The sequence below is a fragment of the Desulfarculus baarsii DSM 2075 genome (assembly GCF_000143965.1).
GTDB lineage: Bacteria > Desulfobacterota > Desulfarculia > Desulfarculales > Desulfarculaceae > Desulfarculus > Desulfarculus baarsii.
This window is the reverse complement of the sequence record NC_014365.1, coordinates 160,783-174,806: the sequence shown is the minus strand read 5'-3', so window position 1 is coordinate 174,806 and position 14,024 is coordinate 160,783. Positions and strand designations below refer to the sequence as shown.

General features: G+C 67.3%; 13 protein-coding genes. 5 read left to right on the top strand and 8 right to left on the bottom strand.

Features of this window, described 5'->3' with window-relative positions:
- Positions 1–278: 278 nt before the first annotated feature.
- From DEBA_RS00780 to DEBA_RS16590, 3 genes are all read left to right on the top strand, one after another.
- Complete coding sequence (locus DEBA_RS00780) at positions 279–1,172, top strand: cation diffusion facilitator family transporter (protein WP_013256993.1); 894 nt, start codon at positions 279–281, stop codon at positions 1,170–1,172.
- 32 nt (positions 1,173–1,204) lie between these two features.
- Positions 1,205–1,720, top strand: a complete 516-nt coding sequence (locus DEBA_RS16595) for a cache domain-containing protein (protein ID WP_013256992.1) — start codon at positions 1,205–1,207, stop codon at positions 1,718–1,720.
- Positions 1,721–1,814: 94 nt separating this feature from the next.
- On the top strand, positions 1,815–2,351 hold the full coding sequence (locus tag DEBA_RS16590; RefSeq protein ID WP_148227744.1) for a cache domain-containing protein: 537 nt from the start codon (positions 1,815–1,817) through the stop codon (positions 2,349–2,351).
- Positions 2,352–2,420: 69 nt separating this feature from the next.
- Here the strand turns inward: DEBA_RS16590 and DEBA_RS00765 are convergent, their stop codons facing one another.
- The gene (locus tag DEBA_RS00765; protein WP_013256990.1) at positions 2,421–4,328 is read right to left on the bottom strand and encodes a GNAT family N-acetyltransferase; all 1,908 of its coding nucleotides are present in this window, start codon (positions 4,326–4,328) and stop codon (positions 2,421–2,423) included.
- Positions 4,329–4,558: 230 nt separating this feature from the next.
- On the opposite strand from DEBA_RS00765, the gene DEBA_RS18250 reads away from it, so the two are divergent.
- Positions 4,559–4,891 carry an STAS domain-containing protein gene (locus DEBA_RS18250; protein ID WP_013256989.1) on the top strand — a complete coding sequence of 111 codons (333 nt, stop codon included), beginning with the start codon at positions 4,559–4,561 and terminating at the stop codon, positions 4,889–4,891.
- Between the two features lie 97 nt (positions 4,892–4,988).
- Here the strand turns inward: DEBA_RS18250 and DEBA_RS00755 are convergent, their stop codons facing one another.
- The 4 genes from DEBA_RS00755 to hcp all read right to left on the bottom strand — a co-directional run bounded on the left by DEBA_RS00755 (position 4,989) and on the right by hcp (position 9,191).
- The gene (locus DEBA_RS00755; RefSeq protein WP_013256988.1) at positions 4,989–6,086 is read right to left on the bottom strand and encodes a metallophosphoesterase; all 1,098 of its coding nucleotides are present in this window, start codon (positions 6,084–6,086) and stop codon (positions 4,989–4,991) included.
- Positions 6,083–7,012 (bottom strand): bile acid:sodium symporter, encoded by a 930-nt coding sequence (locus tag DEBA_RS00750; RefSeq protein ID WP_013256987.1) that lies wholly within the window; start codon positions 7,010–7,012, stop codon positions 6,083–6,085. The genes DEBA_RS00755 and DEBA_RS00750 overlap by 4 nt, the downstream gene beginning before the upstream one ends.
- Positions 7,009–7,419: a PaaI family thioesterase gene (locus DEBA_RS00745; protein WP_013256986.1), complete on the bottom strand. Its 411-nt coding sequence runs from the start codon at positions 7,417–7,419 to the stop codon at positions 7,009–7,011. Before DEBA_RS00745 ends, DEBA_RS00750 begins: the two co-directional genes overlap by 4 nt.
- A gap of 140 nt (positions 7,420–7,559) precedes the next feature.
- Positions 7,560–9,191, bottom strand: coding sequence for a hydroxylamine reductase (gene hcp / locus DEBA_RS00740; protein ID WP_043814821.1), 1,632 nt, complete (start codon positions 9,189–9,191; stop codon positions 7,560–7,562).
- Positions 9,192–9,602: 411 nt separating this feature from the next.
- Here hcp and DEBA_RS00735 point away from each other — a divergent pair, with 411 nt between their 5' ends.
- Positions 9,603–11,075 (top strand): class I adenylate-forming enzyme family protein, encoded by a 1,473-nt coding sequence (locus tag DEBA_RS00735; protein ID WP_013256984.1) that lies wholly within the window; start codon positions 9,603–9,605, stop codon positions 11,073–11,075.
- Here the strand turns inward: DEBA_RS00735 and DEBA_RS00730 are convergent.
- From DEBA_RS00730 to DEBA_RS00720, 3 genes are all read right to left on the bottom strand, one after another.
- Positions 11,072–11,899 (bottom strand): mechanosensitive ion channel family protein, encoded by an 828-nt coding sequence (locus DEBA_RS00730; RefSeq protein WP_013256983.1) that lies wholly within the window; start codon positions 11,897–11,899, stop codon positions 11,072–11,074. The two genes, DEBA_RS00735 and DEBA_RS00730, sit on opposite strands and share 4 nt — an antisense overlap.
- Before the next feature lie 114 nt (positions 11,900–12,013).
- Entirely contained in the window at positions 12,014–13,078 is a 1,065-nt protein-coding gene (locus DEBA_RS00725; protein ID WP_013256982.1) for a 1-aminocyclopropane-1-carboxylate deaminase/D-cysteine desulfhydrase, read from the bottom strand.
- Positions 13,075–14,013 carry an NAD-dependent epimerase/dehydratase family protein gene (locus tag DEBA_RS00720; RefSeq protein WP_013256981.1) on the bottom strand — a complete coding sequence of 313 codons (939 nt, stop codon included), beginning with the start codon at positions 14,011–14,013 and terminating at the stop codon, positions 13,075–13,077. The genes DEBA_RS00725 and DEBA_RS00720 overlap by 4 nt, the downstream gene beginning before the upstream one ends.
- Between the last annotated feature and the right edge of the window lie 11 nt (positions 14,014–14,024).

Here is a 14,024-nt window from a genome sequence, read left to right as displayed (position 1 = left end):
TACCCTCGATGGCCCCTGGGCGGGGGCTCCGCCGCCGCGAGGCAAAAGAGCCCCCGCCTCGTCCCGCAGGCCGATTCCCTCTTCTCTTTTCCGTGCCTTCCCCAGCCCGGCGCTCATTGCAAAACCACCTCATCCAACACCTCGCGCCGCGGGGCGCTTTGCGTTATCATGAACCAAGCGCCCGACCCTGGGGACCGATCATCCAGCCAGAGCCCCGCGCTGTCGGTCATCATGGCGCAATGTATCCAACAGCAGGCAAGCGAGGGTGGTCATCGACGATGCCCACTGATCATGACAGAGGCGATTTGTCCGGCAGGCGCATAACCTGGTTGGGGCTTTGGGTCAATGTGGCGTTGATCGCGCTGAAGGTTTTGGGCGGCGTGTTGGGCCGCAGCCAGGCGCTTATCGCCGACGCGGTGCATTCCATCAGCGATTTATTCAGTGATGTGGTGGTGTTGTGGGGCCTACGCATGCGCGGCAAGGGCCCCGACAGCAATCACCATTTTGGCCACGCCCGTTTGGAGACGATGTCGGCGGCGGTGGTGGGGCTGACGTTGGCGGCGGTGGCGGCGTTATTGGGTTATGACGCCGTGCTTTCGCTGGGCCGGCCGGCGGCCGGCGCGCCGACTGGCTTGGCCTTGGCGGTGGCCGCGGTTTCGATCCTAGCCAAAGAAATGCTTTTTCAGGTGACGATGGCGGTGGGTCGGCGGATTCACAGCGCCTCGGTGCGGGCCAACGCCTGGCATCATCGTTCGGACGCGTTGTCTTCGGTGGCGGTGCTGGCGGGGGTGGGCGTGGCGATGATCTGGCCTGGGCTGGACTGGGCCGACGCGCTGGCCACGCTGGTGGTGGCGCTGATGATCCTGGCGGCGGGCTGGCGGGTGTTGTGGGCGGCGTTGCGCGAGCTTTCCGACGCCGCGCCCCCGGCGGAGATCACCAGCCGCATCGAGGAGTGCGTGCGCACGGTGCCTGGCGTGCGTGGCTTTCACGATCTGCGCGTGCGCAGCTCGGGCGGGCTGCACCAGGCCCAGGTGCACGTGGTGGTGCCGGCGGAGATGACCGTGGCCGAGGGCCACGCCATCGCCAAGACAGTTGAGCTTTGTTTGCTGCGTGATATCGAAGGCTTGGATCAGGTAATCGTGCACATGGATCCCGAAATCCGGCGGGAGTGAGCCACGGGGTCCGGCGAGAGGAGCGGAGAGCAATGGGCAAAGGTAGCTTGTTGGGCAAGATCTGTGGCGCGGCGCTGATGTGCCTGGCGTTGGGCCTGGGTTCGGCTTGGGCGGCCGATGACGGGCGCAGCTGCGACGAGCGCGAGATCAAAGCGGTGGTGCACGCCTTGGCCCAGGGTTTGGCGCCGTTGCTGAAGGATCAGCCCAACGATGAGGCGCGGGTGGCGTTGCTGCGCAAATTCATCGCGCCGATCCGCTTTTTATCCGATAATTCCGGCTATTTGTTTGTTTACGACTCCAACTGCGTCAACATCGCCCACGCGGCCCAACCGCAGATGGTGGGCAAGCAGCTTGCCGACCTTGTCGACGATAAGGGCAATCATCCGGTGCGCCAGACGGTGGAGGCCGGCAAAAAGGGTGGGGGGTATTATCATTTCTGGTGGCCGCGCCCCGACACCAAGGAGATCACGCCCAAGGTCGGCTATGCCGAGCCTATCGCGGGCACGGATTATTTCATCGGCTCGGGCGTATATCGCGCCGTTAAATAGCGCGGCCCGGCGGCGTTGGCAGGTGGTCGAGCACTGATTGGTTTTGGCGGCGTTTACCGCGCCGTCGTTCATAAGATGGGAGAAGGGGCGGCCAATGATGGCGAGAAGTGGCGCGAGGGGTGGCGTGTTCGGCGCGGGCCTGGTCGCGGGGCTGATGGTTTTTGGCGTGGTGTTGGGCCCGTGGTCTGGCCCGGCGGCGGCTTCGTCGGCGCTTGACTGCGCCGAGCGCGAGGTCAGGGCGGTGGTGCACGCGGCGGCGTTGGGGTTGGCGGCCCTGTTGGAGGGCCAGCCCGACGAGCGGGCGCGGATGGCCTTGATCCGCAACTTCATCGCGCCGATCCGTTTTTATGATGACGGCTCGGGCTATCTTTATGTTTACGACATGAATTGCCGCAACATCGCCCACGCGGCCCAGCCAGAGCTGGTGGGCGTCAATCTGCGAGATTTGAAGGACGCCAAGGGCAAATACGCCGTGCGCGAGGCGGTGGCCGTGGCCAAAAAGGGCGGCGGGTTTTTCGATTTTTATTGGGCGCGGCCGGGCATGGGCGGCGCGCACCTCAAGCGGGGCTACGTGGAGCCCGTCCCGGGCACGGATTATTTCATTGGCTCTGGGGTCTACGTCGAGAAATAGCGCCTGTGGCAAAAACAACGCCCCGGCCAGTGATGGCGAGGGGCGTTGTTTTTTGGCGGGCCAAGCGCCTTAGGCGCGGGTCTGCTCTTCTTTTTGCGGTTTGGGCTCGTCGAAGCGGCAGACGAGGATCAAGGTGTCGTCGGCCAGGCGGCTGGTGACCTTGAAGGGCAGCTTTTCAAACAAGGCGATCATGCTCTTGTTGTGGGGGAAGGTGAAGGCCTCGAAGCCGGCGATGCCGTGTTCGCGGGCGGCGACGGCCAGTTTTTCCTGGATGACCGAGCTGATGCCCTTGCCTTGCCATTCCTTGCTGACGCTGTAGGCCACTTCGGCCACGTTGGTGGCTGGGTTGAGGAAATAACCGCCCACGGCGATGACCTTTTCGAAGCCCAGTTCGCCGGTGGAGGCGACCATGGTCATGTCGTGGATGTAGTCGACCTGATACATGCCGGCCAGATCCTCGCGCAGGAAGGAGCTTTTTTCGGCCATGAAGCGGCGCACGACGTCGCGGTGGTCGAGGTTGTAGAAGTGCTCTTGGATGCTGCGTTCGTCGGTGGGCCGGGCCGGGCGGAAGAAGATCTCCTGGCCGCCGATGATGCGTTTTTCCTCCAGCTTGAGGGGATAGACGCTGCGGATGGTGTCGGCGAAGGTGCGCTCCGGGGCCAGCAGGCCGATATCCTTGGCTTTTTCGTATAGTTCGTCGCGGAAGTCCGGGTGGGCCACGCTGATCAGGGCGATGGCCCTTTCCTGCAAGGTCTTGCCGAAGAGGTTGACCACGCCGTATTCGGTGACCACGTATTGCACCTCGGCCCTGGGCACGACGACGGGGATGCCATCGAGGGAGGGCGTGATGCGGCTGGCCTGGCCGTCGAGGGTGGTGCTGGGCAGCATGAGGATGCTTTTGCCGCCGGGCGAATTTTGCGCGCCGCGGATGAAGTCCATGGTTCCGTTGACGCCGGAGTAGTGGTTGTAGGGCAGGGCGTCGGCGGCGGCCTGGCCGGTGAGGTCCATGGCCATGGCCACGTTGACCGAGACCATCTTGTTGTGACGGGCGATGATGGCCGGGTCGTTGACGTAGTCGGAGGGGTGGAACTCCACGGCCGGGTTGTCGTTGATGAACTCGTAGAGGTTGCGCGAGCCCAGGGCGGCGCTGGCGACCATGCGGTCGTTGTTGAAGCCTTTGTTTTTGTTGTTGATCACGCCCTGGGCAAAGAGCTTCATCACGCCGTCGGTGAGAAACTGGGTGTGCACGCCCAGGTCGTTTTTGCTGGAGACGCCCAGCCAGATGGCCTGGGGCGTGGCGCCCAGGCTCATTTGCAGGGTCGAACCGTCGTCGATGAGCTTGGCCACGTGTTTGGCGATGAGGTTGGCCGACTCGAAGTTGGGCGATTGCTCGAGGTAGATCAGTTCTTCCTCGCGCTCGACGATGATGTCGACGTCGTTGACGTGGACGAAGCCGTGGCCCAGGACGCGGGGCATCTTGGGGTTGACCTGGGCGATGACCATGTCGGCGGCCTGGACGGCGGCCAGGGTCACGTCGACGCTGACGCCCAGGCTCATCCAGCCGAAGTCGTCTGGCTCGGAGCACTGGATCAGGGCCACGTGGATGGGCAGTTGGCGCGTTTTGAACAGGCGCGGCACGGCCGAGAGGTTGATCGGCGTGAAAAAGCGCTTGGAGGCGGCCAGGGTCTGGGTCTTGGCCGAGCCCAGGTAGAAATAGCGCACGTTGAGGCTGTGGCCGGAGGTGCGCATGGCGATGGGGGCCAGGGGCGAGCTTTCCAGGCCCAACAGGCGCACGATCTCCACGTCGGTGAAATGGCTGGAGCTTTTGGAAAGCTCGCGCACCAGGGCCTGGGGCTCTCCGGCGCCCGAGCCGATGAACACGCGCTGGCCAGGCCGGATGCGGCTGATGGCCTGGGTGACATTGTACTTCTTGTACTGGTAGTCATCGGGCCAGTAGGTGTTTTTGTGGCTGCGCATCAAGTCTTCTCCGGCGGAAGCGGTCGGTGGTCGGTTGCTGCGTAATGATGGCGTGGGTGGGCCGCCGCATATTCCTTAGATTATTGCCAGAGCCGGGGCCGGCGGCCAAGGATAAAATGGCCGATCGATCGAGCCGCGCGGCTGTTGGCGCCCCGGCGTTGGTTGTGTTTGACATTGCCGGCGTTTGCTGTAAAAATCGCCTTCGACGCCTCGTGCCAAGGAGTTATGCGATGGAAGTCACGTCTGTCCGCGAAGGCGGCGCGCTTATCTGCAAGTTGGTCGGGCGGCTCGACGCCAGCTCCAGCCCGATGGTCGATCAAGCCATGCAGGGCCAGTTGACCGAGGACGACAAACTCTTGCTGTGCGACATGAGCGAGCTGGAATACATCAGCAGCGCGGGGCTGCGCATATTGCTGATGCGGGCCAAGGAGATGGCCGCGCGCAAGGGCAAGCTGGCCCTGTTCGCGCCGCGTCCCGAGGTCAAGCAGGTCTTTGAGATCGCCGGCTTCACCAAGATCATTCCCCTCTTCGCCACCAAGGAAGAGGCCCTGAAGGCCTGCTAGGCCCGTGGGCCGAGGGGGTCGCGGTCGGGGGCCGTGGAACGTCGCGCTGGCGCGTGGCTGGGGCGCTTGGCGTGGCCCGGCCAGTTGGCGCGCGGCGCTACTTGGCCCCGGCCGGCACGAGGTCGATGATCACCACCTCGGGCGGGGCCAGGATGCGTAGCGGCGGGCCCCACAGGCCCGAACCCCGGCTGACGAAGACCTTTTCGCCGCCGGGCAGTTGGTGCAGGCCCTCCAGCATGGGGAAGACCCGCCGCACGATCAACCCAAAAGGAAACATCTGCCCACCGTGGGTGTGGCCGCAGAGCATCAGGTCGAAGCGCCCCCGGCTTTCGTCGGTGACGTCGGGCCGATGTTTCAGAAACACCACCGGCATGTCCTGGGGCAGGGCCTGGAGCATGGCCCGTTCGGCCGGGCCGTCGGACTGGGGCCGGTCGTCGACGCCGGCCAGGCTCAGCGCGCCGGGCAGCGCGCGGCCCTGGCCGCGCAGCAGCTCGAAGCCGGCCATGCGGTGATACTCCAAGGCCGCGTTCAAATCCATGTAAAACTCGTGATTGCCCAGCACGGCCCACTTGCCCAGGGGCGGGTCCAGGCGGCGCAGGGGCTCCAGCACGGCGGCGGGGTCGGCCATGGTGTTTTCCAGCAGATCGCCGGTGCTGACGACGATGTCGGGCTTTTGGCTGGCCACCAGGCGGCAGACGTTGGCCAGGCGGTCGGAGTTGATGGTGTAGCCCAGGTGCTGATCGGCGATCTGGGCGATGCGGATGCGTTTGACGCCCGGCGGCAGTTTGGCTTCGACCGTGACAAAGCTCAGGCCCGGATTGGCCGCCTCGTAATAGCCATAGGCAAAGGCCGCCGCCGTGGCCAAAAGGCCCAGCCACACGGCCGTCTTGGGGCCGATGGGCAACAGCCAGCCGGCCAGCTTGGCCAGGCCCAGCAAGAAGATGCCCACGAAAACCAGGCCCATCCAATAATAGCCCACCACGTCGAAGACCGCCGCCGGCCGCAGCCAGCCCCACGACTCCAGGTTGCGACTGATCACCGGCGAAAGCACCATCAGGCCAAACCACAGCATCAGCCCCAACCGCCACGGGCCGGCCGCCGGCAGCACCGGCCGCAGCCAGCGGAAGATCAGCGCGTTGGCCCCGCCGTAGATGGCGAAAAACGTCGAGATGAAAAGCAGAAACCGCCAGCTCATCGTTCGCTCCTGCCGGCCCGGCCGGCGGCCAGGCGCAAGGGGATCAGCACCAAAAAGTAGGGCGCGGTGTAGGCCGCGCACAACAGGGCTTCCAAGGGGCCGAAAAAGCGCTCGGCAAAGACCAGCGCCAGGATATTGTTGCAAAAAGCCAGGCCCGCCGCGCCGGTCAGGCCGTCCAGCCGCCCATTGCTCAGCCGGCCCAGGCCCAGGCCGATCCCGGCGTAGGCCAGGGCCAGCAAACAGGCCAAGCCCAGGGCGGCCAGCAGCTCCAGCGGTCGGCCGCGCAGATATTGGCCGTATTTGGCCATCACCCCGGCGTTGGCGCAAAAGATGATGGCCAGATTCAGCGGTAGGCCGCGCGCGGCCACGGCCAGGGCAGCCCGGGGCCACAAGAGGCGACAGACCCTGGCCAGCAGCAGCGGCGAGAGGATCACCGCCGCCAGCATGGCGGCCATGTCGGTCAAGGAGGCGCTCATGTGGCGGCCGGCCAAAAGCTCCACCAGCGCCGGCAGACTCAGCGGGGCCAAAAGCGAGCTGGCCATCACCAGGCGCAGGGCCCCGGCCATGTCGGCCCCCAGCAGCCCGGCAAAAAACGGCGAGGTCACCCCGGCGCTGACGCCGCTGAGCACCAACGCCGCCAAGGCCCAGCGCGGGGCCAGAATCGCCGTCACGGCCCAGGCCGCCAGCGGCAGCAAGATCAGCTTGAGCGTCGTCCAGGTGGCCAGGCCGCCCAGGGAGGCCCGGTCCACGCGCGTGAGCGCCGCGAAATCCAGCCGCAAAAAGGCCAGGAACAACACCCCGGCCATGCACCAGGCCAGGTATGGGGCGATGATGATCCCCGCCCTGGGCCACAGCCAGCCCGCGGCCAAGCCGCCCATGGCCGCCAGAAGCAGGGCCCAGTCGGCCGGTCGCGGGCCGGCGCTCACAGCGAGTAGGTGATCCCTCTGGACACGGCCATCAGCTTGCCGTCGGGGTCTTTGATCTCCACGTCCCAGGTGGTCAGCTTGCGTTTGACGTCCCTGGCCCTGGCCTCGGCGCACAGCCGCACGCCGGGCTTGCCGGCGTTGAGGATGTTCAGGTTGGCCTCGATGAGCACGGCCGGGCTGGGCGCGGTGTTGGAGGCCACGGCGTAGGCCTGGTCGGCCAGGGCGTAGAATACCGCGCCGTGGACCATGCCCAGGGCGTTCAAGTGCCGAGCCTCGGGCAGGATGCTGACCTTGGCGTAGCGCTCCTCGACTTCATCGATGCGGATGTCGATGAATTTGGCCCAGGGATCGCCGCCGACGGTGTGGCGGGCGTGGTCCAGGCGTTGTTGCAGGGATTTTTCTTCCACGGGGCAAGGCTCCGGCCGATGGTGACGGTGACATGAACCGGCCTCAATTATGCACGAGCGCTGGCCTCCGCGCAAGCAGAGGCCCCGGAGCCTGGGCCGGCTCCGGGGCGGGGTGGGTTTTTCCGCGGGCGTGGGCGCGATCAGCCCAGGATGGCCTTCAAGTCCTCGTCGGCGCTGGCGGAGATGGGCTTGATGTCAAAGTTGTCCACCAGCACCTTGAGCACGTTGGGGCTGATGAAGGCCGGCAGCGAGGGCCCCAGGCGGATGCCCTTGATGCCCAGGTGCAAGAGGGTCAACAAAATGGCGCAGGCCTTCTGTTCGTACCAGCTCAGGACCATCGACAGCGGCAGGTCGTTAACCCCGCAGTTGAAGGCCCCGGCCAAGGCCACGGCGATCTGGATGGCCGAATAGGCGTCGTTGCATTGGCCCACGTCCAGCAGGCGCGGGATGCCGCCGATGTCGCCCAGGTTCTTATCGAAGAAGCGGAACTTGCCGCAGGCCAGCGTCAGCACCACCGTGTCGGCCGGAGTCTTCTCGACGAACTCGGTGTAGTAGTTGCGGCCGGGCTTGGCCCCGTCGCAGCCGGCCACCAGGAAGAAATGCTTGATCGCCCCGGACTTGACCGCCTCGATGATCTTGTCGGCCACGCCCAGCACGGCGTTGCGGGCAAAGCCCACCATCACCGAACCCTTGTCCTCGTCGGCGGCGAAACCGGGCAGGGCCAGGGCCTTTTCGATCACCGGGCCGAAGTCCTTCTTGCCGCCCGGTCCCTCGGCGATGTGGGGCACGCCGGGCCAACCCACCAGGCCGGTGGTGAAGATCTTCTCGCCGGTGTCGCCCTTGGGCCGCTGGATGCAGTTGGTGGTCATCAGGATGGCCCCGGGGAACTCGGGGAACTCCTTGCCCTGGTTCTGCCAGGCCGTGCCGTAATGGCCATAAAAGTGGGGGTGCTTCTTCAGCTCGGGATAGCCGTGGGTGGGCAGCATCTCGCCGTGGGTGTAGACGAAAATGCCCTTGCCGGCGCTCTGCTCCAGCAGTTGGGCCAGGTCTTCCAGGTCGTGGCCCGAGACCAAGATGGCCTTACCGGCCTTGTGGCCCAGGGGCACGCTGGTGGGCACGGGATGCCCGAACCGGCCGGTGTTGCCGGCGTCGAGCAGCTCCATGGCCCGCAGGTTGATTTCACCCACCTTCAGGGCCAGGGCGGTCAACTCGGCCGCGCCCAGGGTCGTATCCTGGGTGGCGGCCAGGGCGGCGTGGATCTGGGCGTAGAGCTCGGGATCTTCCTGGCCCAGGATCGCCGCGTGATCGGCGTAGGCGGCCACGCCGCGCAGGCCGAAAATGGTCAGGTGGATCAGGCTGCGCGCGTCTGGATCCTGGCCCTCCAACGGCGCGAAACCCCAAATCTTGGACTGGGCCTCCAGGCCGGCCACGTCGGCGGCGGGCTCGAAGGAGGCCGGGCCGGGCAGCGGGCCCACGCCGGCCTTCTGGGCCAGGGCCTTGCGCAGGGCCACGGCCTGGCCGATCCAGACCACGAAACGGTCGGGGTCGAAATCGACGTTGGTCAGGGTGGCGAACAGCCCGGCGCAGACAAAGCGGTCGACCTCGGGATCGATCACGCCCTTTTGCCGGGCTGCGTGGGCCACCTGGCCCAGGCCGATGACGGCGTAGGTGAGCATGTCCTGCAGGGCGGCCACTTGAGGATTCTTGCCGCAGACGCCGCCCACGGTGCAGCCGGAGCCTTTGGCGGTTTGTTCGCATTGATAACAGAACATCTGGTCCATGGAAACCTCCGTTGGGTTGAGTTAATCAGTATTCTGGTACCAGAATACAATAAAAATGCACGACGTCAAGTAAAAAATGAGAGCCGAGTGTTGGCGACGATGAATTTAGTATAAATGACCCATGGGATATCGGGCAATAATTAGGGGAGCGGGGTTGCCGTGGCGACGCGGGGGCGCGGCATGCCACATCTGTGATTTTTCGTGGCGAAGGGTTTGGTCTCAATGGTGAATCGGGGCGGCGGCCACGGTGGCGCTCCGTGCTGTTTCCGGCACAGGTGCTGTTTCGTTTTTTGTAGTGTTGACAATATGTTGCCTTTGGCTGTATCCTTATAGGAACAAGCACTGCAACCTGAACGGCCTCGGCCGACCAACGGGCGTCGCGCCCAGACCGGGGAGATTGCCATGGCCACCCCCCCCTGGCTGACTCATTACGGAAGCCTGGTCCCGCATAACCTCGGCTATCCGCGCCAAGACGTCTTCGCCCTGCTGCGCGGGGCCGCCAACCAGCAACCCGACAAGCCGGCCATCTCCTTCATGGGCGCGAAAATCACCTACGCCCAGCTCATGGACCAGATCGAACGCCTGGCCGGGGCCCTGGCGCGTCGCGGCGCGCACAAGGGCTCGCGGGTGATCATCATGACGCCCAACAGCCCCCAGATGGCGGTGGCCTTTTTCGCCTTGCTGCGCATGGGCGCGGTCCCGGTGCTTGCGCCGTTGATCGACGACGCCGACGAGTTGATCGCCAGGGCGCGGCAATGCGGGGCCATGGGTCTGATCGTGCAGAACTGCCTGCCCGAATCGCTCTCGGGCCTGCGCAACAAGCTGGGCCTGGATTTGATCGTCTGCGCCGGCCAACTCGACGGGCTCGGCCCCTCGGTGCGCCTGGCCCAGGCCTTCAGGCGGCGGCTGCGGCCGTCAGCCCCCGATTGCCGGGTCGTGCGCGAGGCCGGCGTGGAGCGCTTTGGCCGCCTGCTCAAGGAAAACGCCCAGCCGCCCCAACGGCCGGTGCTGAGCCTGGAGGCCCCGGCGGTCATCGTCCACACCAGGGGCGCCGGCGGCCAACCGCGGGCCGTGGTCTTGTCCCACCGCGCCCTGGCCGCCAACCTCTGTCAGGCCGCGGCTTGGCTGCGCCTGAACCCCGGCGACGGCGTGCTGGTGCTGGGCCCGTTGATCCGTGGGCTGGGCCTGTGCCTGGGCCTGGGCGCGGCGCTGGTCAAGGGCGGCTGCCTGATCCTGCCCTCCCACGAGGGCCCCCGCGCCGCCCTTTCGGCCATCGCCCGGCGCAAGCCCCGCTTCGTGGCCGCCGAGCCCGGCCAACTGGCCGCCCTGGCCGACCTGCCCGAGGCGCGCAAGCTGCCCAAGGGCCACCTGGCCGCCGTGATCTGCGACGGGCCGGCCCCGGCCGCCGACTTTGCCGAGCGCGTGGGGGAACTGACCGGCGCGGCGCTGATGGAAAGCTATGGCCTGGCCGAGGCCGGGGCCATGGTCGCGGCCACCCCGCCCGGCGGCCAGCGGCGCAGCGGAGCCTTGGCCCCGCTGATGGACGTGGAAATGATCATCGCCGGCCCCGACGGCCAGGCCGTCGCGCCGGGCCAGGCCGGTGAAATATGCCTGCGCGGCCCCGGCCTGATGAGCGGCTACCAGACCGGCGGCCGGCCCGACGATCAGATCCTGCGCGACGGCTGGCTGCCCACCGGCGACCTGGGCCGCCTGGACCAGGACGGCCTGCTGAGCGTCCTGGGCCGCACCCAGGATTTCGCGGCCCAGCCCCGGCCGTTGCCGGCCGACGATCGGCCCGCGCCCAAGGCCTCGCGGGTGCACCTGCGCCTGTGCCCCGCCCCGGAAAGGGCCAGGGCGGCCTCGGCGGAGGGTTAATTCACCGCCGCCGAGGCCTGGCCGCCGCGCAGATGCACCTCGCGCTGCGGGTAGGGGATGGTCACGCCCTCGCGGTCGAAACGCAGCTTGATCAGCTCCAGCAGGTCGGCCTTGGCCTGCCAATAATCATCCTTGCCCACATGGACCCGCACGGCCAGGTTGACGCTGCTGTCGGCCAGCTCGCTGACCAGGATCTGCGGCGCCGGCTCGGCCAGGGCCTTGTCGTAGCCGGCCACCACCTCGCCGACGATGGCCTTGGCCCGGGCGATGTCGTCGCCGTAGCCGACGCCCACGGTCACGTCGGCGCGCATGATCGGCCGCGACGAGTAGTTGATCACCGCCTCGGAGGTCAGCTTGATGTTGGGCATGACCACCGTGCGGCCGTCGGCGCACTTGATGGTGGTGTGCAAGATGTCGATGCGCTCCACCGCGCCGATCACCGCCCCGCACTCGATCACCTCGCCCACCCTGAACGGCCGGAAGACCAATATCAGCACCCCCGAGGCCAGGCTGGACAGGTTGCCCTGCAAGGCCAGGCCCACGGCGAAGACCGCGCCGCCCAGCACCGCGATCAACGAGGCCGTCTGGAAGCCGGCCTGGCTCAGGGCGGCGATGATCACCACGGCGATCAGGGCCACGCGGGTCAGGCTGGCCACGAAACCCACCAGTGATTGATCCAGCTTGGCTTTTTGCATCAGCGCCCTGACCAGCCGGCTCAGATAACCCGCCGCCGCCAGGCCCAGGGCCAAGATGACCGCCGCGCCCAAGAGGTTCAGGCCATAGAGGGCCAGCCAGGTTTTGATTTCCGTAAGCGCCTGTTCCATGCAATCCTCCGCCCGCTAAAAACACGGGCCACCCGCGCCGGCGCGCGGGGCTGATTGTCAGCGATAATTACAGGGTGCCACGGCCGGCGGCCGGAAGCAAGCCGGGGGGCGGCGCTATTGGGCCAGGAAGTACTTGCGCAGGGCTTCGGGCAGGCCGGCCGGATCGACCTGGTCGGCCAGATGGTCCAGCCGGGCCGAGTTGTAGGTGTGCCAAAATAGCAGCGGACCCTGGCCGGGCCGCTCCTGGGCCCAGGCGCACAGGCCGGCGAAGGCCTTGGCCGTGTAGGTGGGCTCCAGGCTCAGGCCCTCCTGGCGGGACAAAAGGTCCATGGCCGCCAGCGCCGCCGGCGTGGGCTGGCCGTAGCCGGGGCCAAGCTGGCCGGGGTCGATGACGAAATCCTCGGCCGCCAGCGTCAGTTCGGGCACGGAGGGGTCGGCCGCGCGCAGCAGGGCCAGAGTTCGCCGAGCCAGGTTCAACGCTGCCTTGGCGTTGGCCGCCGCCAGGGGCACCACCGCCACGCCGATCACCGGAATGTCCTGCCCCGCCAGCAGCAGGCCCAGGCGCAGGCCGGCCTGGCTGCCCAGGGTGCCGGCGGCCACGAACACGGCCTGGGGCCGGGGCCCCTGGCCGGCGGCGAGTTGGCCGGCCAGCTCCAACCCGGCGCTGACGTAGCCCACCGCGCCCAGGGGGCTGGAGCCGCCCGCCGGGATGAAGCAGGCCCCCGGCCGGCGCAGGCGTTGCCAATAGCGAAAACGCAAAAACGCCCGCTCCATGGTCGGGCTGAGGTTGATCCGGGCCCCGAAATGTTGGAACAGCTTGATGTTGCGTAGCACCACCGATGTCAGCGGCTGGGGAAAAAGCTCCAGCGACGTCGTCAGGCCCAGGCGCTGGCCGTGGATCGTCGTGGCCAGGCCGTGGTTGGTGCCCATGGCCCCCATCGTCACCAGCTCGCGCCGGCCCTCGGCCAGGGCCCGGCCCAGAATGAACTCCAGCTTGCGCGGCTTGTTGCCGCCATAAACGGTCGAACTGAGGTCGTCGCGCTTGACCCAGACCTCCACGCCCAGGCTCTGGCTGGCCTGGGCCAGCGGTTGCAGGGGCGTGGGGCCTTCCAGCAGCGGCGCGCGGGCCAGGCGCTGGGCCAGGGCCGGGAAGGCATCGAACAACGCCGGATGGTTCATGCCCCGGCCTCCAGGGCCCGTCGCCAGGCCCAGGTTTCGGCCAGGCCGGCGGCCAAGTCGCGCTCGGGCCGCCAGCCCAGGATGGAGGCGGCCTTGGCGGCGTCGAGGACGCTGCGCCGCAGGTCGCCGGCGCGGGCCGGGCCGAAGGAGTGGCCCAGATCGCTTTGGGCGGCCCGGCGCACGGCCAGCCACAGGTCGAGGGTGGTGGTGGCCAGGCCGGTGGCGATGTTGTAGACGCCGGGCGGGGCGCTCAGGGCCAGGACGTTGGCCTGGGCGCAGTCGGCCACGTAGACGTAGTCGCGCTCCATGCCCCGGGGCGTCTCGGGGTGGCGATAGATGGCCGGCGGCCGGCCGGCGGCGATGGCGTTCATGAATATGGCCACCACGCCGGCCTCGCCGTGGGGCGTCTGGCGCGGGCCATAGACGTTGGCGTAGCGCAGGGTCAGCGCCTCCAGGCCGAAGTTGGCGGCGTAGTAGGCCAGGTAGGTCTCGCCGCAGAGCTTGCTGACGGCGTAGGGCGACAGCGGCAAGGCCGGGCGTTGTTCGTCGGCCGGCGCGTCGGGAATTTCGCCGTAGACCGCCCCGCCCGAGCTGATGAAGATCACCCGCCGCAGGCCGCCGCGTCGGCCGGCCTCCAACAGATTGAGCAGGCCCAGGATGTTGACCCTGGCGTCGGCCTGGGGATCCTCCACCGAAAAAGGCACCGAGATCTGGGCGGCGTGGTGACACAGCACGTCAAAACCGCCGCTGGCCATCAGTTCGGCCGCCTGGGGCGAAGCGATGTCCATCACCGCCAGCTCGGCCCCGGCGGGCGCGTTTTCCGGCCGGCCCGAGCTGAGGTCGTCGACGATCGTCACCGCGTGGCCCTGGCCCAAAAACGCCTCGGCCACGTGGCTGCCGATAAAGCCCGCGCCGCCGGTCAGAAGGATTTTCATCGGCCCCATCC